Consider the following 21,358-nt stretch of genomic DNA (forward strand, 5'->3'; position numbering starts at 1 on the left):
CTTGGACTCTACCCCTCAACCGAGACGTGGTCGACAATGACCAAGGGCCCGGGTGGTGCCGGGCCCGAGAAACAACCTTGTGATGCTTAGCGGAAGCGAGCTAGTTCACCCAAAAGCTTTTCCATCTGGGGGGCCAGAAAAGCTACGAGAGAGCCAAAACCAATCAGGCTGACCAAAGCCACCAAAATGGCCTGGGCTGGGGAGAGGGAAGATGAGGAGGAGTTCTCGGCGCCGGGAGAGGGCTCAGGACTCGGGTTTTGAGGCTTAGCGCCGTCGACAGTGACCGGCAGCCACACATCCGTGCCGGCGTCGGTAGTGATGCGTAGCCTTTCCTCCCGTTTGCTGTCAGCGGGAACCTTGAGAGTGACACTGGCCTTGCCGGCCTCTCCAACGCCGTCGGGGATGTAGGAGGTGTCGATGTCGGCGGTAGCCTTTTCGGAACCGATCTCGACGGTGACCTGCTTCGCGGTCTCGCCGAGGGAGTAAATCAGGGAGCTGAGCTCTATGGTGGTGTTCTCGCCGGCCTTGAGTGGCTCATTGAGGTGGACAGCCACGTTGGACTGGCCAGTACGCGGGCCGGCAACGGAGCCTTCCTTCAGGTAAGCCGTGAGGTACTCAGTCCATGCCTGGATGTCGAGGAAGCCGAAGTTGGCCAGCTCAGTGCCCTTGGTTAAGGCGGTGAAGCTGTCACCGCCACCGAGCAGGAAGGTAGAGCCGGCGACAACGTAGTCGCGCGCCGGATCGAGCGGCTCGCCGTCGACAAGCACGCTGGTGATGCGATCGCCCAGCGGGCGGGTCTCGTCGTAGGTGTAGGAAACGTTGTCCGACACGCCGAGGGAAAGCACAGCATGTCGCGCCCCGGGCTCTTTCCACTGCTGCTCAAGCGCCTCTTTGAAGTCAGCGCCCTTTAAGGTGGTGTAAGTCAACTCATTGCCGAAAGGTTGCACATCAAAGGCATCCTTGAACGTCACGGTGCCCTTGGAAAGGTCGGCGCGTACACCGCCCGCGTTCATTACACCGATGTCTGCCTTGACAGAACTGTTGTTAGTCACGCCCCATTTCGCGGCCTCGGCCAGCAAATTGTTCACCTGGGACTCAACGCCGCGGTTGCTGCCCGGCGCGCCGGAAGTGCCGGCGCCACGGTAAATGGACTCGTTGAGTTCACCGAGGACCTGTTGGCCCTCTTTCTCAGCAGCCTCAAGTGCTGCATTGATGGTGGCTGCGATCTCCGGGTAGCGCTCCTCAAGATTTTGCTGCGTATCGCAGGCCATCAGATCTTCCGTCTTGAGCAGCTCGACTTTCTCGGCGGTGAGCTTTTTGCTGGCTTTGTCGAAGGAAAAGGTGACATTGGCCAGCCCCTTGGAGTAAGAGCCGGTTTGCAAAATGAGCGGGGAGCTTTCAGAAGGGTCAACGAATTCGTGGGAGTGACCCATGAAAACGACATCGACGTTGTTAGACCAGGCTTCTGCCGGAATGTGGCCCTCGTGCACCAAGGCGACAACCGCATCGGCCTTGCCGGAAGAGGTCAGCTCGTCAGCGGTCTTGTTAATCGCCTCCGCTGGATTGGCCCAGGTGATGCCCTCGATGCCGGAGGGGGAGACTAGGTTCGGCATGTCCTGGGTCACAGCGCCGATGAAGGCGACCTTGACGCCGCCGAGTTCCCGGATTTCGTAGTCTTTGATGTCTGTCTTATCCAAACTCTCTACTCCGGCGGCGAGGTAGGTCCACTTCGCCGCCGGTGCGACACGTTTGACCAAGTCCTGAGCCCCCCTGTCGAATTCGTGGTTGCCCAGCGCGGAGATGTCCAGACCCATCTGGTTGAGAACCTCAATGGTCGGTTCATCGTCGAGAATCATAGCGGCGTACGGGGAGGCGCCGATGTTATCGCCGGAGGAGGTGAAAACGAAGTTGTCTGCGCCTGCAGCTTCCTCGGCCTTGTCCACCGCGCAACGCAGATTCAAGGCGCCGGGAACCTCGTTTCTCTCGTCATACTGCCAACGGCCATGGAAGTCGGTGATGTTAGAGATGGTGAAACTGCCGGGGGCGCTTTGGGCAGTCGCCACGGGTAGACCAGCAACAGCCAAAGCGGAAATCGAAGTAGTGACAACAGTTAAGCGTGAAAGCGCGCGCAAACGCATTGCAAAAGGATCCTTTCGAGTGCAACTTCACAGAATGTGATGTGCCCGAAAGGTTAGGCCCGCCAGGTGACGTCAATCTTTTGCCCAGCTTAAAACTAAGTGAAGCCTGGGCGGGGCGCACCTAGGGTGCCGTGTGGCTCAGTGCCGCGTCTTCCGCCGCCTGCTCCGGGGTAGAAGTGCCCGGCAGTTTCGTGACCTGCAGCTCACCAGGCTCGGTGGCGCTAAACGGGACGGAGCGCAACATGGAGCGGTTGACGGCGCGAACGCCAAAGAAGGCGTCTAAGCCCTTGACGTTGAACTGAGTGGAGTTATAGCGCCGGTTCGTGGAAGTGTTCCACTGCGAGACAACGATGTCCATGTTCGCCAGGGTGGAGCCCGGAACGATGTAGCCGCCGTAAGGCTGGGAGAAGTTGGCGGGGGTCTGCTCATTGCTCCATAAACCATGCTTGGCAATGACTGCTACCGGCACATCGTTCCAGTCGCGGGCCAGCGTGTCGGAGATGCGGACCTCGATTTGCAGGGTCGCTTCGTTGAACATCACGAGGACCCAGTGGCCGTCGATGAGCCGCAAATTCATCTCACCAGCCTCAACATTGCCTGACAAGATGGGGTTGCCGGCACTCGACCAGGAGCCGGTAGCCGGGTTGAAAAGCTCCCACTTCGAGCGGTCATTCATGTGGTTTTCCCGGAAGCGCGACAAAAAGACGGGATGGTCGCGTTTGAAGCTGGAAGACACGGCGTAGATGTAGCCGTCGTCGCCGCGCTCCCAAGAAATAAGGTTGCCCAAGCCATTCATGTAGGACGAGCTAGTTTTGCCCACGGAGGCCCAAGAGGTGCCGTTGTCCGTGGACTTCCAAATTTCGGTGTATTCGACATTGCCAATGCCGCGGTTCCACATGCCCTGCATGTAGAGAGTGCCGTCGATGTTGAGAACGTCGGAGGGAATGAGGGTGAGGTTGTCTCCTTCGGCGCGGAAGTAGCGGATCAAAGGGTTGACCTTCTCCCCAATGTTGAGGGGGCGGATAATTTTGATCACACCGTCGACCATCCTGGCGACCACTCCCACTGGGCTCATCCACTCGCCCTGCCCCAAGGTGTTGCCCCGGAAGGAGTCACCGAAGATAATGGCGAACTCCTCGCCGTTGCCCAGAGGGGTCATGATGCCTAGGTCTCCGGCCTTGAAACCGACATGGTCGGATTTGTTGTTGCCCAGCAAATCGCCCATGATCTGCACGATAATGTCACCGGGCATGGCGATAGGTGTGCCTGGCGCGTCCTGGATTGGGGAGGGATCTTTCTGGCGGCCGCCTCCGGAGCTGCCCGAGCTTAAAGAACTTAAGGAACTCGCAGAGCTCAAAGAGCTCAAAGAGCTTTGGGCGTCGGCGACGGGCGAGGCCACACCTGGGGTGAGGGTGACAGTGAGAGCGGCGGTCAGGGCAAGGGGGCGAAGGCGCATAGCGGCGAAGAACCTTTTCAAAAATACAAGCGGAGGTGCTTGAAAAATCAGCGGTGTGCAAAAACAGCACGACTATACCAAGCAGAAGGCTAAAAGGTCATTCTTACCGGCGGTGGTGTCCGGCTGTACCTTCCCGGCGGTGGTGTCCGGCTGTACCTTCCCGGCGACGCTGACGGCGCAGGCGAACCTTTTCAACTTCGGTGAGGTAGTTTCCGGCGGAGATGTGCCAGGTTTTCGTCGGGGTGAAATCGACGCTTGGTTCCTGCGGCGCGCCCAGTTCGTCACGTAAGCTCAGTTCGTCACGTTCGTCATAGACCCCTTTGACTCGGCGGGCGTTAGCCCGCGGCGTGGACATGTCCGCGCCGCTAACGGCGTTTTCCGCCGCGACGGTGACGGCCCATGAGCCGTCTGGAAAGGTGGTCACAGCTTCTATGTCTTTGCTGGCGGAGGTCAAAGTGTCGGCGTGTTCAGCGTTGCGCAGCGCGGGAACACGCTCGGCGTTGCCTTCAACGGCGAGGTCAAGGCCCACCATTTGCTCGATAATGTAGGCACGCGCGGTGGCTGCCTCGAGGTTTTTTCCGGCGTGGATCAGGTAGTGGCTTTCAGTTGGAGATAGGCTGCCCACGACGCGCCCGTCGAGGCTTACCACGACGATGCCGTCTAACACGCTGAGTGTGACAAACCATTGGCCGGGGGAAGCGGCGTTTAACTCGCCGGCGGTCATTTCGCCGGTGGAGGTGTCCACCACGTACATATCTCCGGGGGGCATCACCGTTTCCGGGGTGGCGGCGTTGTTGCGTGGCACGGCGAGTTCGGCGGGGGGCAAAAAGACGGTGGCGCTGTAGCGGCCGTCGGCGTCCATTTTGATTCCGGCCATGGTGTGTGGGGTCAGCGCCGTTTCGTGGACGCGGTTGATGTGGGGGAATGTGGCGCGCTGTGCGGCGTCGATGACGCCGAGGATGCCGCCGTCGTAGCGCACCCGCCACGAGTTTTCGATGGGGTCCGGTTCGAGCGCGACCTCGATGAAGTGCATGCTTGTCGACGCCCCCAAGTCCGAGTACAGGAAGGCCTGCACGGGCTTGTCGACGCCCACCTCAACTGCTGTTCCCCAGGCGGAGGGGGACAGCGGGTAGCGTGCTGGGGCCATGAACACTCCTTGAGAGTCTATTGCGGGGCGGCGCGGGAATGGACGTCATTCTAGGTGCTCGTTGTGGGAATCTGCCGCATGCCGTATCCATGCGTTAGTCTTGTGGCATGTCTCGAATCAGCCCACTCAACTGGCCCGTGGTGCGCCAATTGCAGGAAGGTGATGTGTTCGCGCGAGACCGCAGCACCGAATCCCGCAAGAGCGCCACCATGCAGGGTCGCACGGTCGAGGCGGACCGTGTGGTCAAAAGCGTTTGCCCGTACTGCGCGGTCGGCTGCGGTCAGAATGTTTTTGTCAAAGACGGCAAAGTCATTCAGATTGAGGGCGACCCGGATTCGCCTCACTCGCGCGGGCGGTTGTGCCCCAAGGGCGCGGCCTCTGAGCAACTAGTCAACGCCACCAACCGTGTGACGGACATTCTGTATCGGGCGCCGCGTTCTACTGAGTGGCAGGTTCTTGACCGCGAGACGGCCATGGAAATGGTGGTTGACCGTTTCCTTGAGGCGCGCCGCAACGGCTGGCAGGACCGCAATGATGAAGGGTTGCCGCTCAACCGGACGCTTGGCATTGCCGGTCTTGGTGGCGCGGCGATGGACAACGAGGAAAACTACCTGATTAAGAAGTTGTTCACCGCCGCCGGTGCGATCCAGTTGGAAAACCAAGCCCGTATATGACACTCGTCTACGGTTCCCAGTTTGGGATCCTCGTTTGGACGTGGCGGCGCGACGCAGCCGCTGCAGGATATGGCGAATGCGGACTGCATTGTCATTCAGGGCTCTAATATGGCCGAGGCGCACCCGGTGGGCTTCCAGTGGGTGATGGAGGCGAAGGCGCGTGGCGCCCGCATTATCCACGTTGACCCGCGGTTTACTCGCACTTCGGCTGTGGCGCACAAGCATGTGCCGATCCGTGGTGGCTCCGACATCATCTTGCTTGGTGCCTTGATTAACCATGTGCTGAGCAACGACCTGTACTTCGATGAGTATGTGCGCACCTTCACCAACGCCTCGGCCATCATTGATCCGAACTTCAAAGACACCGAGGATTTGGACGGGCTGTTTTCCGGCTACGACCCACAAACCGGCACGTATGACGATTCGACTTGGCAGTACGTGCTTGAAGATGACGCGCAGACACCCTGGGACATCAAGAAGGATGACACGCTAAAGGACCCGAACTGCGTGTTCCAGATCCTCAAGCGCCACTATGCGCGCTACACCCCGGAGGTAGTCGAGAAGTCGTGCGGCATCTCGAGGAAGGATTTCGAATACCTCGCGGATGCGATTGTGTCCAATTCCGGGCGCGAGCGCACAACGTGTTTCGCTTATGCTTTGGGCTGGACACAGCACACGTTGGGTGCGCAGTTCATCCGCACCTGCGCGATCTTGCAGTTGTTGATGGGCAATGTGGGACGTCCCGGCTCCGGCATTATGGCTTTGCGTGGGCACGCCTCGATTCAGGGGTCGACCGATGTGCCGACGCTTTTCCACCTGCTGCCGGGCTATTTGCCGATGCCCCAGGTGGAGACGCAGACGTGGCCGGCGTACCTGGATACGATCCGCGACGAGAACCAAAAGGGCTTTTGGAACAACGGTGACAAGTACGCCGTGAGCCTGATGAAGACCTATTGGGGCGAGCACGCCACCAAGGACAACAATTGGGGCCTGGATCTCATGCCTCGCCTAACTGGTGCGCATTCGACGTATCACACGCTGCAGATGATGCACTCCGGCGATGTTGACGGCTATTTCGTCTTCGGGCAGAACCCGGCGGTGGCGCAGTCGAATGGGCGTATGCAGCGCATGGGTCTGGCTAAGCTGAAATGGCTGGTGGTCCGGGATTTCCAGGAGATCGAAACCGCGACGTTTTGGAAGGATTCACCGGAGATTAAGTCCGGCGAGCTGGTCACCGAGGAGATCGATACGGAGGTCTTTCTCTTTCCTGCTGCCAACCATGTTGAGAAGGCTGGAACCTTCACCCAAACGTCGAGGATCTTGCAGTGGCGCTTTAAAGCTAATGAAGCACCGGGTGCGGCGGAGTCTGATTTGCAGTTCTTCTACGACCTGGGTCTGCGTATCAAGGAGCGCCTGAAGGACTCCACCGATCCGCGCGATGTGCCGCTCCAGGCGATTACTTGGGACTACGAGGTCGATTCCACAGGTGAGATTGAGCCGGAGTCGGTGCTCAAGGAAATCAACGGCTACTTCCTCGACGGCCCGCGCAAGGGCGAGTTGGTGGACAATTTCAACGATTTGAAGGCCGACGGAACTACTGCTTCGGGCTGTTGGATTTACGCGGGTGTCTACGCCGGCGGTGTGAACCGTTCGGCAAAGAAGGAACCTGCCAATCCAGACAGCGCGATTGCGCTTGATTGGGGGTTCGCGTGGCCCGCGAACCGCCGTGTCCTTTACAATCGTGCTTCTGCCGATGGGCAGGGTGTGCCGTGGTCGGAGCGTAAGAAGCTCGCTTGGTGGGACGCGGAGCAGGGCACGTGGGTTTCGGACGATGTGGTCGATTTCCCGGCCGACCGTGACCCGGCGTACGTGCCGCCGCGTGATGCTTCCGGCCCAGCGGCATTGGCCGGCACTGACGCTTTCATCATGCAGGCTGATGGCAAAGGATGGTTGTTCGCGCCGAAGGGAATGGTAGACGGGCCACTGCCGACGCACTATGAGCCGCAGGAGTCGCAATTCCCGAACCCGCTGTACGCGCAGCAGCAGTCGCCGTCGCGTGTCGTGATGAAAAGCCCCGATAACCTTTCAGCCCCGAACTATGGTGAGGCGGGGCTGGGGGTGTACCCGTACATGCTGAACACGTACCGGTTGACGGAAATGTACACCTCGGGCGCGATGACGCGTACCCTGCCGTTTCTCGCGGAGTTGCAGCCCGAGCTGTTTTGCGAGGTTTCGGAGGAGTTGGCGGCGAAACTTGGCCTGGAAAACGGCGGGTGGGCCACAATCATCTCGCCGCGTAACGCCATTGAGGCCCGGGTCTTGGTCACCGACCGGCTTAAAACTCTCGTTGTGGATGGGCGCGAGTTCGAGCAAATCGGCATGCCTTTCCATTACGGCAAGGGCAACTACGCCGAGGTTGAGGGCGATAGCCCGAACGACCTTTTGGGCATCATGTTGGATCCGAACGTCAACATTCAGGCCTCGAAAGTCTCCGCTGTCGATATCGTTGCTGGCCGCAGGCCGCGTGGCGCCGAGCGCGACCGGTTGGTGCGCGAGTACCAGCGTCGCGCGAAGCTGACGGAAAAGACGGGCACGACGCTTGTCGACGACGCCGGTACTGCACGGCAGGATTCGACGAAGCGGCACATGTCGGAGAAGGAAGGCTAAATGCACACCACGAATTTTTTGACCGAGTCGCCGTCACACATCGGCTACGACCGGGCGGAGCGCATGTCGTTTTTCACCGACACCTCTATTTGTATTGGTTGTAAAGCCTGCGAGGTGGCGTGCAAGGAGTGGAACCGTAACCCGGAGGATGGCTATGAGCTGTCCGGTAATTCCTACGACAACACCGGCTCGCTCGGCGCGAACACTTGGCGCCATGTCGCTTTCGTCGAGCAGAAAGAGCAGCGCATTGAACAGGCCCGGCAGGAAGGTGCGAAGCTGATTTCCTTGGGCATGCCCGGCGTGGGCCCTGCCGAGGTGCGCTCCGAGTTGCCCAGCCACCCGGACACCCCGGATTTCCGTTGGTTGATGTCGTCGGATGTGTGCAAGCACTGCACTAATGCGGGTTGTTTGGATGTGTGCCCGACGGGTGCGTTATTTCGCACGGAGCACGGCACGGTGGTCGTGCAAGACGACGTGTGCAACGGTTGCGGGACGTGCGTGGCCGGTTGTCCTTTTGGGGTAATTGAGCGCCGTTCGGACGGCGGTGTCACCAAGCGCAATGAGCGCGAAGGCCAGGACTTCACGCCGGGGGAGAAGGCCCCGATTAAGAACTTGGGTTTGGCTCAGAAGTGCACGATGTGTTTTGACCGTCAGGCTATCGGGGAGATCCCTGCCTGCGCAAAGACGTGCCCGACGCAGTCGATCAAGTACGGCACCCACCAGGAGATGCTTGCGACTGCGAAAAAGAGGGTGGCTCAGTTGCATGCGCAAGGCATGACGGAGGCGCGTTTGTATGGCGCTAACCCGCATGATGGTGTGGGCGGGACAGGGTCGATCTTTTTGCTTCTTGACGCCCCCGAGGTCTACGGCCTTCCGCCGGATCCGGAGGTGCCCACCCTTAACCTGCCGCAGCTTGCGCAGCGTGCCGCCGTGGCAGCGGCTGGTTTAGTCGGCACGGTCGTGGCGGCGTTTGTGATTGGGGGTCGCAGTTAAAATGGCCGGCAGCAACAGCTTTGATCAGTACCGCCCGCAGGAGCCGCCGCGGCGCCCGAAGCGCCGTCAATCAGGCAAGCAAAAAGGCAGGGGTCGTCGCGGCGAGGAGCTGATGGTCCCCGAGGCCCAGTTCGAGCAGTTCGACTCTTACTACGGCAAGCCGATAGTGAAGTTCCCGCCGTGGGAGTGGCCGATCGCAGGTTACCTTTTCCTCGGGGGGTTGGCTGGGGGCTCGTCGATGCTTTCCGTTGGCAGCCGTGTGACCGGCAACGCTGAACTTGCCCGCAACGCCAGCCTGGTCGCCTTTTCTGCCGCATCGGTGGGTTCGGCGTTTCTTGTGGTGGACCTGGGTCGCCCCGAGCGTTTGCTCAACATGTTCCGCGTGTTCAAGCTGTCCTCGCCGATGAACGTCGGCGCCTGGATTTTGGGTGCGTTTTCTTCGCTGGCGGCGTTTCCCGCCGCAGCCGAGCTCGACGAGTTAAGCAACCGTGCTGTGCCTGTGCCCAAGGTGCTGCGTCACCTGCTGCACGGGCTTGCCACACCCGCCGCGATGGGGGCGGGGCTGTTGGGCTCGCCGCTGGCCGCCTACACCGCGGTGCTGCTTGGGGATACGTCGGTGCCTGCCTGGCAGGCGGCGCGCCGAGCGCTTCCGGAGTTGTTTGTTTCCTCCGCGGCGTGCGCTTCAGGCGGCGCCGGGATGCTAACTACCTCCACCGCCAACAACGCCCCGGCCCGCGTCCTGGCCGTAGCGGGTGCGGCTGCGGATGTGGTCTCGATGCACCGGCTCAAAGATAGCGTCGGCGAGGTCATGCGCGAAGCTTTTGAGACAGGCAAGGCGGGGCGCCTGCTGAAAGCGGCTGAGGTGTGCACTCTCAGCGGCGGTGTTGTGGCGGTGCTTGCTGGGCGCAAGCGGGCGGCAGCCGCAGCGGCCGGGGCGGCGCTTTTGGCTGGGTCCTGCCTGACCCGTTTCGGCATCATGGAGGCGGGCAGGCAGTCGGTGGCGGACCCGAAGTACGTCGTTGAACCTCAGCGCGAGCGGTTGAACAAGCGGGTCAGCCAGGGAATTATCGGCGATTCGATCACGACCGCCGAGTAACCCCCACTCGCCTTATTTGACGTGGACCCGCCCTGTTCCGGGGCGGGTTTCGCCGATCACGGGGTAGCCGGGGACTTCACCGACGATGAGCAAACCGCCGGAAGTTTGGGCGTCGGCAAGCATCAGCAGTTCGTCCTCATCGAGGGTGGAGTCGAGGTGGTCCCGAACCCAATCCAGGTTGCGGCGGGTCCCGCCGGAGACGAAGCCGTCTTTGAGGGCTTGCTGGGCACCGTCGATAAGCGGCACCGTACGGTGGTCGATGATGGCGTCAATGCCGGAGGCGCGCGCCATCTTAAACAGGTGGCCGAGCAGCCCGAAACCGGTGACGTCGGTGGCGGCCTTCGCTCCGGCAGCGAGGGCGGCGCGGGAGGCATCGCGGTTGAGGGTGGTCATGACCTGCACGGCGTGGTCGAATACCTCGCCAGTGGTTTTGTGGCGGTTGTTGAGCAGCCCCGAGCCGATCGGCTTGGTCAGGGTGATGGGCAGCCCGGGCTCGGCGGCGTCGTTGCGCATCAGCCGCGTCGGGTCGGCGGTGCCGGTGGCGGCCATGCCGTAGATCGGTTCAGGTGCGGTGATGGAGTGGCCACCGGTGACGGTAATTCCAGCTTCGGTTGCGGCGTCGAGACCGCCGCGCAGGACTTCCCGAATTAGCTCGGCGGGCAGCACCTCGCGGGGCCAACCAAGCAAGTTGATGGCGGTGATGGGTGTGCCGCCCATCGCGTAGACATCGGACAAGGCGTTGACCGCTGCGATCTTTCCCCAGGTGTAGGCGTCGTTGACCACGGGGGTGAAAAAGTCAGCGGTGGAGATCACAGCAAGATCATCGCGCACGCGGATGGCGGAGGCGTCATCACCGTCATCAAGGCCCACGATGACGTTGGGGTCGGAAAACCCGATGAGTCCCTTGACGGCGTCCTCCAACTCACCCGGCGGGATTTTGCAGGCGCAGCCGCCTCCTGATGCATACTCAGTGAGTCTAATTTCAGTCATGGCGACCATGGTATCGTTGCCCGGCGGAGGCGTACGTGTCCTGGTGGGCGCCCCAGTCTTCAAAACTGGTGAGGCCGAGCATCTCGGTCTGGCAGGTTCGATTCCTGTCCGTCTCCGCCACTGAAGTTGCAAGGAGGCCCCGGTGTCAGATCCGCGCCGTCACATCCCCAGAACCGATGCGCTGTGTGCGCTGGTGGACAACCGGCAGCTCGCACCCGAGGCCGCAAAGGCTCTGGCGAAGCGCTTTCAAGACATGGCGCGCCGCGGGGAAATCCCGGTCGATGAGGTAGAAACACGTTTCCTGCAGGCCGCGCGGAAGCCTCTGGCAACCATGACGCCGGTGATCAACGCCACCGGGGTGGTCGTACACACCAATATCGGCCGCGCCCCGCTTTCACAGGCCGCCACGCGGGAACTGACCCGCGCCGCAGCCTATGTCGACGTGGAGATGGACCTCGCTGCCGGAACCCGCTCACGCACCAGGGGAGAAGGTGCACGACGCGCACTGGTTGAAGCCTGCCCAGCCGCAGAAGCCGCCCTCGTGGTCAACAACGCAGCGGCCGCGTTGCTTTTGGCCACCACGGCTCTGGCTGAAGGCGGCCGCGTGCTCATCTCCCGCGGCGAGATGATCGAAATCGGCGCCGGTTTCCGCCTGCCCGAGCTGATCGAATCGGCCCGAGTTGAACTTGAAGAAGTCGGTGCAACCAACCGCACCCACCCGCAGGACTACGCCGCCAAAGCCGGGCAAGCAGCAGCGATTCTCAAGGTGCACCCCTCCAACTACCGGGTGCAGGGTTTTACCGCCGAGGCCACAGTCGAGCAGTTGCGAAAGATCGCCAACGAGCACAGCCTCGCGCTGATTGTCGATACTGGTTCGGGCCTGCTGCACCCCGATCCGGCGTTGCCCGGGGAGCCGGATGCGACCACGGCGCTCGAAGCGGGCGCGGACATCGTTTTGTTTTCCGGCGACAAGCTGCTGGGTGGGCCGCAGGCTGGTGTGATCTTGGGCAAGCGAGAAAGTGTGGACACACTTGCAAAGCACCCCCTGGCACGCGCGCTTCGCATTGACAAGCTTCGCCTTGCCGCGCTGGAAGCGAGCGTGCGGGAGCGCACCACACCCACCCACGACTACTTGCACGCTGACCCAGACAGCTTGAGGCGCCGCGCCGAGCGCCTGGCGCACAGCGTGGGAGCTACCGTGGTCGCCCATGATGGCCGGGTAGGCGGCGGGGGAGCGCCTGGGCACAGGCTGCCGGGGTGGGCGGTGAAACTTCCCGCCTCCGTGGCGGAGCCTTTGAGAACCGGCCAACCGGCGATTGTTGGGCGTGTCCACGATGGACACCTCCTTATCGACCTGCGATGCGTTCCCCAAACATGCGACGGCGACGTAGCCGAAAGGATCAAGCAGTGTATGTCGTAGCCACCGCGGGCCACGTCGACCACGGCAAATCCACTCTGGTTAAGGCGTTGACCGGAATGGAGCCGGACCGCTGGGAGGAGGAACGCCGCCGGGGGCTGACCATCGACTTAGGTTTCGTGTGGGCAGATATACACGGCGACAATGTCGCTTTCGTGGACGTGCCGGGGCATGAAAAATTCATCGCCAACATGCTAGCCGGGGTCGGCCCGGCACCCGTGGTGATGCTCGTCGTTGCCGCCGATGAGGGGTGGATGCGCCAATCCACCGACCACCGCGACGCCATTGACGCCTTCGGTATTCGTCACGGCGTGGTGGCGCTGACTCGCGCCGATAAAGCATCCGCGCCGCGCCGGACCCAGGTGCGTGCTGAGGTCGCCGCGAAACTACAGGGCACCACACTGGAAAAGTGGCCGGTGGTGGAAGTCTCGGCGAAAACTGGCGAGGGCCTAGATGAGCTACGGGAACAACTCATCGCCGTGCTGCGCGGCGCACCAAAGTCCGACAAAACCACCAGGGTGCGCCTGTGGGTCGACCGCGCGTTTTCCATCAAGGGTGCCGGAACGGTAGTTACCGGCACATTAAGCGCCGGAGAAGTCGCCCCCGGCGACGTCATGCAATTGGGTTCACGAAAAGTCAGCGTGCGTGGCATTCACTCCGAAAACCGCGCCATCGAGCGCGCCACCCCGGCCATGCGCCTTGCCATAAACCTACGCGACGTGACAACTGATGACGTCCGCCGCGGCAGCGCTTTGACCACACCTGACGTTTGGCAGATGAGTTCGCTTGTCGACGTCCGCCGGAGCACCGGCACGGCCTTAAACAAGTTGCCACACGAACTGGTCGTGCACATCGGCACAGCCGCCGTGCCGGCAAAGGTCCGCCCCTTCGGCCCCGATCACGCCCGACTCATCCTGTCAGCCGAGTTGCCGTTGACGCTTGAAGACGCCTTAGTGCTGCGCGGTTCCGGCTCCGAACACATCCTGGCGGGGGTGCGAGCGCTCGACGTCGATCCGCCCGCCTTGGACAAGCGCGGCGACGGGCGCCGCCGTCTGTCTGCCCTGGAGCACCTGCCGGACGTCACCGCAGAGATCGCCCGGCGCGTCGCCGTGACCCCGGAGCACCTTCGGCGACTGGGTTACCGTGTGGAAGCTAAACCTCCCCAGGGATCCGTCGCCTTCGCCGGCTACTGGATCACCGCAACCCAGGTGATGCGGTGGAAAGAAGCACTGCTGACCGCGGCGCGGCAGCACGAAGCCGACCAGCCCCTCTCGCCCGGCATGAGCACCCACGAGGCGGCAAAAAAGCTTGATCTTCCCGATCCGGCTGTGCTGCCCCTGGTAGCTGCCGCGGCGAAACTCCACCTCGCAGGCGGCGTTGTCTCCAGCGGCGCGCGGGATGGCCTCGGGGAGGCCGAAGCAGGTATCCGCGAGTTGGAAAAGCACCTCGCCGCCACGCCTCTTATCGCCCCTGAAGCCCGTGACCTGGAGCGCTGGGGCTTGGGTACGAAGGAGTTGGCAGCGGCGGAGCGCGCCGGGCGGGTGATTCGCGTCGGCGAGACAGTTCTGCTGCCGAGCGCACCCAAAACGGCGGCGCGCCTGCTTGCTGACCTGCCGGAGCCCTTCTCCGCCTCAGAGGCACGCAAGGCGTGGGGCACCACCCGGCGAGTGGCCATACCGCTTCTTGAGCTGTTGGACGCACAAGGTATTACGCGCCGGGTTGACGCAACCTCGCGCGTGTTGCGCTAGCGCGCAGGCCAGCAAAAACCACAGCCCCGACCCTTCCCGGGTGCGGGGCTTTCGGACGGGTCAAAAGCGGAGGTTTAGACCCCGTCCGTCTCCTGCGGGTCGTTGTCCGCCTCGTCTTTGGTTTTGTGGAAGGTGCCGGGTTTGTGCTCCGGCGGAGCGTAAATGGAGTAGACCTTGGCGGTCTCGGTGCCCTCGTTGACGAAGTTGTGCCACTTGCCGGAGGGCACGAAAATGGCGTCGTCGTGCTTGACTACCTGGTCGACCTCGAGGTTGTCCTCGCTCTCGCCGATCATTGCGTGCAACTCGCCCGCCTCGACGCGGAGGAACTGGTCGTGGCCGTCGTGGATTTCGGCGCCGATTTCGCCGCCTGGTTCGATTGACATGACGGTTAGCTGGAGGTACTTGCCGGTCCAGAGAGTGTCACGAAAGGCATCATTGTTGACGGTTGCCGTCTCAATGTTTGTGACGAAGGGATGAGGTCCGTGATCGGTGCGCAATGCGTCAGACATGAGATACTCCTCAAAAAATTAGCGGGTGTTTAACTGTCCACCACCCACCGTAGTGCACAACTGCGTCGCATGCTGGCTCCTGCCGGCACGATAAATCCCTGGTAGGCAAGCCTAAGCAGGCTTTGTTGCACCCACAACGGTCTTTTTGACAAGGCTGACAACGGCGAGGACCGCGAAACCTGTGATAAGTCCCGCGACAAGGGAGATCCCGGTGTCGACGAGCCAGCCGGCGAATCCACCGCCGACGGCCCCGGCTGCGCGTTCAATCAAATCGTGCGGCCAGTGCCAGCCGATCACCTCGTGCATCCCGCGGATGATGAGGTGCCCGCCGACCCACAGCATGGCGACGGTGCCGATGATGCCGATTGCGCTGAGTACATACGGCATGCCTTTGACCAGTCCGCGGCCCAGCTTTGGCGCGGTGCCGCGGCGGACCATGCCGTGGCCGATATCGTCAATTTTGACCAACAGACCTACCGCGCCGTAGACGGCGACGGTGATGAAGATACCCACCGAAATTAAAACGGCTGCCTCCATGGCGATCGGTTCTTCTTTGACTTCGTCGAGGGCAATAATCATGATTTCGGCGGACAAAATCAAGTCAGTCACAATAGCGCTTTTGACGAGGGAATCTTCGTCACTGTCAGTGCGGTGAAGCGCCTCATGCTGCGCGGCATCTTCGTCGCGGCGCACCTTGTGGGCGATCTTTTCCGCACCCTCGAAGCACAAATAGGCCCCGCCAACCATGAGGATGGGCACCAGCGCCCAAGGTGCTACCGCGTTGAGGATCAACGCAACGGGCAAGATGAAAAGCAGCTTGTTGCGGATCGAGCCTTTGGCGATCCGCCAAATCATCGGTAGTTCGCGCGCCGGGGTGACATTAGTGACGTACTGCGGGGTCACCGCAGCGTCATCGATGACAACTCCCGCCGCCTTCGCGGAAGTCTTGGCGGTCATGCCGGCAACGTCGTCAGCGGAGGCTGCTGCGGTGCGCGCGATCAAGGCGACGTCGTCAAGCAATGCTAAAAGGCCACCGGACACTTGGTAACTCCCCTTAGTTTTGTGGATAACACGAAAAAGACCACTTCAGTGTAGCGGGCTGTGTGCACTCAAGCAGCAAGCAAAAATTCGACTGAGCTGGCAAAAAACTGCGAACAGGGGAGGAGGCTTTGAGCAAAATTACATATTCTCGCGTCTCGTGTGGTGGAATGTTCTCTACGTGCTCGTTGTGATGCAATGCACTAGACGGCCGTCCATTGAACGACCTAACTACAAAGGAGATGCTGTGGAAATCAAGAAGACAGCAGCCGTAATTGCGGCAGGCGCCCTGACCCTGGGCCTGGCGGCATGCGGAGATTCCGGATCGAGCGACGCCACTGGCGCAGACTCCGGATCCACCGGCGGAGACAACTACGTCCTCGTCAACGGCTCCGAGCCGCAGAACCCGCTGGTGCCGGGCGACACTAACGAAGTTGGTGGCGGCCGCATCGTCGACAACATCTACGCGGGCCTGAAGTACTACGACGCCGAAGGCAACGCTCACAACGAGATGGCCGAATCCATCGAGCTGGAAGGCGAAAAGACCTTCAAAGTTGTGCTCAAAGACGACGTGAAGTGGTCTGACGGCACCCCGGTCAAGGCCGAGGACTTCGTCAACGCGTGGAACCTCACCATGAAAGAAGCCCTCCTGTCCGCCTCCTTCTACGAACCAATCATGGGCTTCGAGGAAGGCAAGGAGTCTATGGAAGGCCTGAAGGTCATCGACGACAAGACCTTCACCATCGAGCTCGACCAGCCGGAAGCCGACTTCCCGGAGCAGCTCGGCTACTCCGCTTTCTTCCCGCTCCACCCCTCCGCGATGGACGACCTCAAAGCCTACGGTGAAAACCCGATCACCAACGGCCCGTACAAGCTGGCTGAGTGGAACCACAACCAGGACGCCACCATCGTGCCGAACGAGGAGTACACCGGCGACCGCAAGCCGCAAAACGACGGCGTGACCTTCGTCTTCTATGCCCAGCAGTCCGCGGCCTACGCTGACCTTTTGGCGGGCAACCTTGATGTTCTCGACGCCATCCCGGACTCCGCGTTTTCCACCTACGAAGATGAACTGGGCGACCGCGCCATCAACCAGCCGGCCGCGGTTTTCCAGTCCTTCACCATCCCGGAAAACCTCGAGCACTTCAGCGGTGAGGAAGGCAACCTGCGCCGCCAGGCGCTGTCTAAGGCAATCAACCGCCAGGAAATCACCGGCACCATCTTCCAGGGCACCCGCACCCCGGCCACCGACTTCACCTCCCCGGTCATCCCAGGCCACTCGGACAACCTCAACGGCGCCGAGGTGTTGGACTACGACCCGGAGGAAGCTAAGCGTCTGTGGGACGCAGCCGACGAGATCGCCCCGTTCCAAGGAGAGTTCACCATCGGCTACAACGCTGACGGTGGCCACCAGCCGTGGGTTGATGCGGTGACGAACTCCATCCGCAACACCCTCGGCATCGACGCTGTGGGCAACGCCTACCCGGACTTCAAGTCGCTGCGCGACGACGTGACCAAGCGCAACATCAAGGGAGCTTTCCGGACCGGTTGGCAAGGTGACTTCCCGTTGTTGAGCAACTTCCTGGTTCCGCTCTACACCACCAACGCCAGCTCCAACGACGGTGACTACTCTAACGCCGAGTTCGATGCGCTGCTTAAGAGGGCTGCTGGTGCGAGCGATGCTGAGGAGGCAACCCCGCTCTACAACGAGGCGCAGGAGATCTTGCTTCGGGAACTGCCGGTTATTCCGCTGTGGTACTCCAACGTCACCGGTGGCTCCTCGGAAAACGTCGACAACGTGGTCTTCTCCTGGAAGTCCCAGCCGGTCTACTACGAGATCACCAAGAAGTAACACCTCCACAACCACATACATAGCTCGAAGGAGAGCTCCCGAACATGTTGCGATACATCGGGCGACGGCTCCTCCAGATGATCCCTGTCTTCTTCGGCGCGACGCTTCTGCTGTACGCGTTGGTGTTTCTCATGCCAGGTGATCCAGTAGAAGCTCTCGGCGGAGACCGGGGCTTGTCGGAGGCAGCGCGCGCACGAATCGAGGCAGAGTACAACCTCGATAAGCCTTTCATCGTCCAATACTTGCTCTATATCAAAGGTATCTTCGTCGGAGACTTCGGAACGACTTTCTCCGGCCAACCCGTGAGCAAGGTGATGGCAAACGCTTTCCCGGTCACCCTCAAACTCGCCGTGATGGCGTTGGCCATTGAGGCAGTGCTGGGCATCATCTTGGGCGTGATAGCCGGTGTTCGCCGCGGCGGAATCTTCGATTCCACCATTTTGGTGGCAACGCTGTTCGTCATCGCGGTGCCCTCCTTCGTCATCGGTTTCGTGCTGCAATACCTCGTCGGCGTGAAATGGGGACTTTTGCCCGTCACCGTGGGACGCAACGAAACTTTCACCGCGTTGCTCATGCCCGCGATCGTGCTGGGCTTGCTATCAACGGCGTATGTGGTCAGACTCACGCGACAGTCAGTCAGTGAGAACCTGCGCGCGGACTACGTGCGCACCGCCCGCGCGAAAGGGCTCGGCAACGGCCGTGTCATGTCGCACCATGTGCTGCGCAACTCGTTGATCCCGGTGGTTACCTTCCTGGGCGCCGACCTCGGCGCCTTGATGAGTGGCGCGATCGTTACCGAAGGGATCTTCGGCATCAACGGCGTCGGCGGCACGATCTACCAGGCCATCATTAAAGGTGAGCCCGCCACGGTGGTGTCTTTTACCACCGTGCTCGTCATCGTCTATATCGTGGCTAACCTAGTAGTCGACCTCCTCTACGCAGTTCTCGACCCAAGGATCCGCTATGCATAGAAACGATCAAGCACAAGCTGTCCTTGCCGGCCAGGAGTACTTCATCGCGGAGACAGACGAAACTGGCCTAGGCGCAGTCGACGCCGTCGCCGACGATTCCGCTCCTTCCAGCCAGTGGGGGGAAGCGTGGCGCTACCTGCGCCGCCGCCCACTTTTTTGGATCTCCGGATTCCTCATTCTGGTCACTGTTGCGCTGGCTATCGCCCCGGGCTTATTCACCAGCGTCGATCCTCGCTCCTGCCAACTGGCTGACTCCCTGAAGGGGCCGACCTCCGGGCACCCCTTCGGCTTTGACCGCCAAGGCTGCGATATTTTCTCTCGCACGATTTACGGTGCGCGAGCCTCCGTGACCGTTGGTGTGCTCACCACTTTGGTGGTTTCCGTCTTAGGGGCGATCATCGGAGCAATCGCCGGTTTTTACGGCGGGGTGTGGGACACCATCTTGTCGCGCCTGACGGACATCTTTTTCGCCGTGCCACTGGTGCTCGCTGCGATCGTGGTCATGTCCATGTTCCAAAACCAGCGCTCAATCTGGATGGTGGTCTTCGCCCTGTCCATGTTCGGCTGGACCCAAATCGCCCGTATCACCCGCGGCGCCGTGATGGGAGTGAAAAACGACGAGTTCGTCACCGCGGCCCGCGCGCTCGGCGCCTCCGACTTGCGGATCATCACTTCCCACATCATGCCGAACGCGGCAGCACCAATTATTGTCTACGCCACCGTTGCCTTGGGTACCTTTATCGTGGCGGAAGCTACCCTGTCCTTCCTCGGGATCGGCCTGCCCTCGACCGTCGTGTCCTGGGGCGGCGACATCTCTGCTGCTCAAGCTTCGTTGCGTACCCAGCCGATGGTGTTGTTCTACCCGGCGATTGCACTGGCGATGACCGTTTTGAGCTTCATCATGATGGGCGACGCCGTGCGTGACGCCCTTGACCCGAAGGCGAGGAAGCGATGAGTAAAGAGATGACGACTGATGCTCCGCAGCCGCTTCTAGACGTTAAGGGTCTAAAGATCACCTTCGAGTCGACCACGGGCACCGTGGAGGCCGTACGTGATTTCGACTTGACCATTTACCCCGGCCAATCTGTGGCGATCGTGGGCGAGTCAGGCTCCGGTAAATCGACCGCCGCCATGTCAATTTTGGGTCTTTTGCCAGGCACCGGCAAGGTTCAAAACGGCTCCATCAAGCTCGAAGGCGAGGAGCTAACGGGTCTCAACGCGAAGGGTTGGCAGGCGGTGCGCGGCAACCGCATCGGTTTGGTTCCGCAGGACCCAATGAGCAACCTCAACCCGGTGTGGCGCATTGGCACCCAGGTGGAGGAGTCCCTGCGTGCGAACAATGTTGTGGAAGGCACGAAACGTCACGAGCGCGTGGTGCAGCTTCTCGAGGAAGCAGGGCTTCCCGATGCTGAGCGTCGCGCCAAGCAATTCCCTCATGAGTTTTCCGGAGGTATGCGCCAGCGCGCTTTGATCGCCATTGGTTTGGCGGCTCGCCCGAAACTTCTGATTGCTGACGAGCCAACCTCGGCGCTCGACGTAACGGTGCAAAAGAAGATCCTCGACCACCTCGACGGGCTGACCGCCGAGCTCGGTACCGCGTTGTTGTTTATCACCCACGACCTGGGCCTGGCGGCTGAACGTGCCGACTTTTTGGTGGTCATGCACCGCGGCCGCATCGTGGAGAAGGGCCCCAGCCTGAAAATCCTGCGCAACCCGCAGCACCCCTACACGAAGCGTTTGGTCAAAGCTGCTCCCTCATTGGCTTCTGCACGCATCCAGTCCGCCAAGGAGCAGGGCATCGAGTCCAGCGAGCGGCTGGTGGGCGAGCACCACAGCGATGAGGTTGTGGTGCGCGTGGAGAACTTGGTCAAGGAGTTCGACATCCGTGGTCAACGTGGCAGCCAAAAGAAGCTGCGCGCGGTTGACGACGTCTCCTTTGACCTTCGCCGGGGCTCCACCCTCGCCTTGGTGGGCGAGTCGGGTTCGGGAAAGTCCACCGTTGCCAACATGGTTCTCTCCCTCCTTGAGCCAACTAGCGGCAAGGTCATGTTCGAGGGGCGCAACGTGGCGGAGTTAAAAGGCCGTGAGCTTTTTAACATGCGCCGCAAGATGCAGGTTGTTTTTCAAAACCCTTATGGTTCTCTCGACCCGATGTACTCGATCTACCGCTGTATTGAGGAACCGCTGACCTTACATAAGGTTGGCAACCGTAAGGAGCGCGAGGCCCGAGTGGCGCAACTTCTCGACATGGTGCAGATGCCGCGCTCTGCGATGCGCCGCTACCCCAATGAGCTGTCGGGTGGGCAGCGTCAGCGCATCGCGATCGCGCGCGCGATGGCTTTGCACCCAGAAGTCATCGTCCTCGACGAAGCTGTTTCCGCCCTCGATGTGCTGGTGCAAAACCAGATCCTCAACCTTCTGACGCAGCTCCAGGAGGAGCTCAAACTGTCCTATTTGTTCATCACCCACGATTTGGCGGTGGTGCGCCAAACCGCCGACGATATTGTGGTGATGCGCCAGGGCCAGGCGGTAGAGTCGGGCACAGCCGACGACATTTTCGACAACCCGCAGCACGAGTACACGCAGAACCTCATTAACTCGGTTCCCGGCTTGAACATTGAGTTAGGCACGGGCGAGGAGCTCGGCATCGAACTTCGCTAAG

Annotated in this window: 15 protein-coding genes and 1 tRNA gene; 10 read left to right on the forward strand and 6 right to left on the reverse strand. The window is 61.2% G+C overall.

All coding sequences use genetic code 11. From position 1 onward, the window contains the following. Positions 1 to 86: 86 nt before the first annotated feature. From VLL26_RS02035 to VLL26_RS02045, 3 genes are all read right to left on the reverse strand, one after another. On the reverse strand, positions 87 to 2,138 hold the full coding sequence (locus VLL26_RS02035; RefSeq protein ID WP_342319467.1) for a bifunctional metallophosphatase/5'-nucleotidase: 2,052 nt from the start codon (positions 2,136 to 2,138) through the stop codon (positions 87 to 89). Between the two features lie 121 nt (positions 2,139 to 2,259). Further along, on the reverse strand, positions 2,260 to 3,594 hold the full coding sequence (locus VLL26_RS02040) for a DUF4185 domain-containing protein (protein WP_342319468.1): 1,335 nt from the start codon (positions 3,592 to 3,594) through the stop codon (positions 2,260 to 2,262). A gap of 103 nt (positions 3,595 to 3,697) precedes the next feature. Continuing rightward, entirely contained in the window at positions 3,698 to 4,741 is a 1,044-nt protein-coding gene (locus VLL26_RS02045) for a hypothetical protein (protein WP_342319469.1), read from the reverse strand. Positions 4,742 to 4,848: 107 nt separating this feature from the next. On the opposite strand from VLL26_RS02045, the gene fdnG reads away from it, so the two are divergent. The 3 genes from fdnG to nrfD are packed head-to-tail and all read left to right on the forward strand — an operon-like array spanning position 4,849 to position 10,171. Then, positions 4,849 to 8,082 carry a formate dehydrogenase-N subunit alpha gene (fdnG, locus tag VLL26_RS02050; RefSeq protein ID WP_342319470.1) on the forward strand — a complete coding sequence of 1,078 codons (3,234 nt, stop codon included), beginning with the start codon at positions 4,849 to 4,851 and terminating at the stop codon, positions 8,080 to 8,082. Beyond that, positions 8,083 to 9,075: a 4Fe-4S dicluster domain-containing protein gene (locus VLL26_RS02055; RefSeq protein WP_425292282.1), complete on the forward strand. Its 993-nt coding sequence runs from the start codon at positions 8,083 to 8,085 to the stop codon at positions 9,073 to 9,075. Between the two features lies 1 nt (position 9,076). Next, the gene (gene nrfD / locus VLL26_RS02060) at positions 9,077 to 10,171 is read left to right on the forward strand and encodes an NrfD/PsrC family molybdoenzyme membrane anchor subunit (RefSeq protein WP_342319471.1); all 1,095 of its coding nucleotides are present in this window, start codon (positions 9,077 to 9,079) and stop codon (positions 10,169 to 10,171) included. A 12-nt stretch (positions 10,172 to 10,183) separates the two neighbouring features. Here nrfD and selD read toward each other — a convergent pair whose 3' ends face one another. Beyond that, positions 10,184 to 11,161 (reverse strand): selenide, water dikinase SelD, encoded by a 978-nt coding sequence (selD, locus tag VLL26_RS02065; protein WP_342319472.1) that lies wholly within the window; start codon positions 11,159 to 11,161, stop codon positions 10,184 to 10,186. A gap of 25 nt (positions 11,162 to 11,186) precedes the next feature. Here selD and VLL26_RS02070 point away from each other — a divergent pair. The 3 genes from VLL26_RS02070 (at position 11,187) to selB (ending at position 14,326) form a co-directional block, all read left to right on the forward strand. Next, positions 11,187 to 11,281: transfer RNA gene (locus VLL26_RS02070), tRNA-Sec, on the forward strand. A gap of 22 nt (positions 11,282 to 11,303) precedes the next feature. Beyond that, positions 11,304 to 12,581, forward strand: coding sequence for an L-seryl-tRNA(Sec) selenium transferase (selA, locus tag VLL26_RS02075; protein ID WP_342319473.1), 1,278 nt, complete (start codon positions 11,304 to 11,306; stop codon positions 12,579 to 12,581). Continuing rightward, the gene (gene selB / locus VLL26_RS02080) at positions 12,569 to 14,326 is read left to right on the forward strand and encodes a selenocysteine-specific translation elongation factor (RefSeq protein ID WP_342319474.1); all 1,758 of its coding nucleotides are present in this window, start codon (positions 12,569 to 12,571) and stop codon (positions 14,324 to 14,326) included. The genes selA and selB overlap by 13 nt, the downstream gene beginning before the upstream one ends. 74 nt (positions 14,327 to 14,400) lie before the next feature. On the opposite strand, the gene VLL26_RS02085 is transcribed toward selB, so the two are convergent. After that, positions 14,401 to 14,835, reverse strand: coding sequence for a cupin domain-containing protein (locus VLL26_RS02085; RefSeq protein ID WP_342319475.1), 435 nt, complete (start codon positions 14,833 to 14,835; stop codon positions 14,401 to 14,403). Positions 14,836 to 14,946: 111 nt separating this feature from the next. Then, positions 14,947 to 15,876 carry a DUF808 domain-containing protein gene (locus tag VLL26_RS02090; protein WP_342319476.1) on the reverse strand — a complete coding sequence of 310 codons (930 nt, stop codon included), beginning with the start codon at positions 15,874 to 15,876 and terminating at the stop codon, positions 14,947 to 14,949. Between the two features lie 190 nt (positions 15,877 to 16,066). On the opposite strand from VLL26_RS02090, the gene VLL26_RS02095 reads away from it, so the two are divergent. From VLL26_RS02095 to VLL26_RS02110, 4 genes are read left to right on the forward strand one after another with little or no spacing between them, the layout of a single operon-like run. Next, on the forward strand, positions 16,067 to 17,725 hold the full coding sequence (locus VLL26_RS02095; RefSeq protein ID WP_425292293.1) for a peptide ABC transporter substrate-binding protein: 1,659 nt from the start codon (positions 16,067 to 16,069) through the stop codon (positions 17,723 to 17,725). Between the two features lie 44 nt (positions 17,726 to 17,769). After that, positions 17,770 to 18,696 (forward strand): ABC transporter permease, encoded by a 927-nt coding sequence (locus VLL26_RS02100; RefSeq protein ID WP_342319478.1) that lies wholly within the window; start codon positions 17,770 to 17,772, stop codon positions 18,694 to 18,696. Further along, a complete protein-coding gene (locus tag VLL26_RS02105) occupies positions 18,689 to 19,651 on the forward strand; it encodes an ABC transporter permease (protein WP_342319479.1) in 963 nt (320 codons plus the stop codon). Before VLL26_RS02100 ends, VLL26_RS02105 begins: the two co-directional genes overlap by 8 nt. Next, complete coding sequence (locus VLL26_RS02110; RefSeq protein ID WP_342319480.1) at positions 19,648 to 21,357, forward strand: ABC transporter ATP-binding protein; 1,710 nt, start codon at positions 19,648 to 19,650, stop codon at positions 21,355 to 21,357. Before VLL26_RS02105 ends, VLL26_RS02110 begins: the two co-directional genes overlap by 4 nt. The last annotated feature ends 1 nt before the right edge of the window (position 21,358 follow it).

It is taken from the genome of Corynebacterium sp. BD556, from assembly GCF_038452275.1.
GTDB classification, from domain to species: domain Bacteria; phylum Actinomycetota; class Actinomycetes; order Mycobacteriales; family Mycobacteriaceae; genus Corynebacterium; species Corynebacterium mayonis.

What these genes read in the sequence shown, in the direction of transcription:
- VLL26_RS02035 (WP_342319467.1), bottom strand. Translation starts at nt 2,138, where the DNA reads ATGCGTTTGCGCGCGCTTTCACGCTTAACTGTTGTCACTACTTCGATT.
- VLL26_RS02040 (WP_342319468.1), bottom strand. Translation starts at nt 3,594, where the DNA reads ATGCGCCTTCGCCCCCTTGCCCTGACCGCCGCTCTCACTGTCACCCTC.
- VLL26_RS02045 (WP_342319469.1), bottom strand. Translation starts at nt 4,741, where the DNA reads ATGGCCCCAGCACGCTACCCGCTGTCCCCCTCCGCCTGGGGAACAGCA.
- VLL26_RS02055 (WP_425292282.1), top strand. Translation starts at nt 8,083, where the DNA reads ATGCACACCACGAATTTTTTGACCGAGTCGCCGTCACACATCGGCTAC.
- nrfD (WP_342319471.1), top strand. Translation starts at nt 9,077, where the DNA reads ATGGCCGGCAGCAACAGCTTTGATCAGTACCGCCCGCAGGAGCCGCCG.
- selD (WP_342319472.1), bottom strand. Translation starts at nt 11,161, where the DNA reads ATGACTGAAATTAGACTCACTGAGTATGCATCAGGAGGCGGCTGCGCC.
- VLL26_RS02085 (WP_342319475.1), bottom strand. Translation starts at nt 14,835, where the DNA reads ATGTCTGACGCATTGCGCACCGATCACGGACCTCATCCCTTCGTCACA.
- VLL26_RS02095 (WP_425292293.1), top strand. Translation starts at nt 16,067, where the DNA reads ATGCAATGCACTAGACGGCCGTCCATTGAACGACCTAACTACAAAGGA.
- VLL26_RS02100 (WP_342319478.1), top strand. Translation starts at nt 17,770, where the DNA reads ATGTTGCGATACATCGGGCGACGGCTCCTCCAGATGATCCCTGTCTTC.
- VLL26_RS02105 (WP_342319479.1), top strand. Translation starts at nt 18,689, where the DNA reads ATGCATAGAAACGATCAAGCACAAGCTGTCCTTGCCGGCCAGGAGTAC.
- VLL26_RS02110 (WP_342319480.1), top strand. Translation starts at nt 19,648, where the DNA reads ATGAGTAAAGAGATGACGACTGATGCTCCGCAGCCGCTTCTAGACGTT.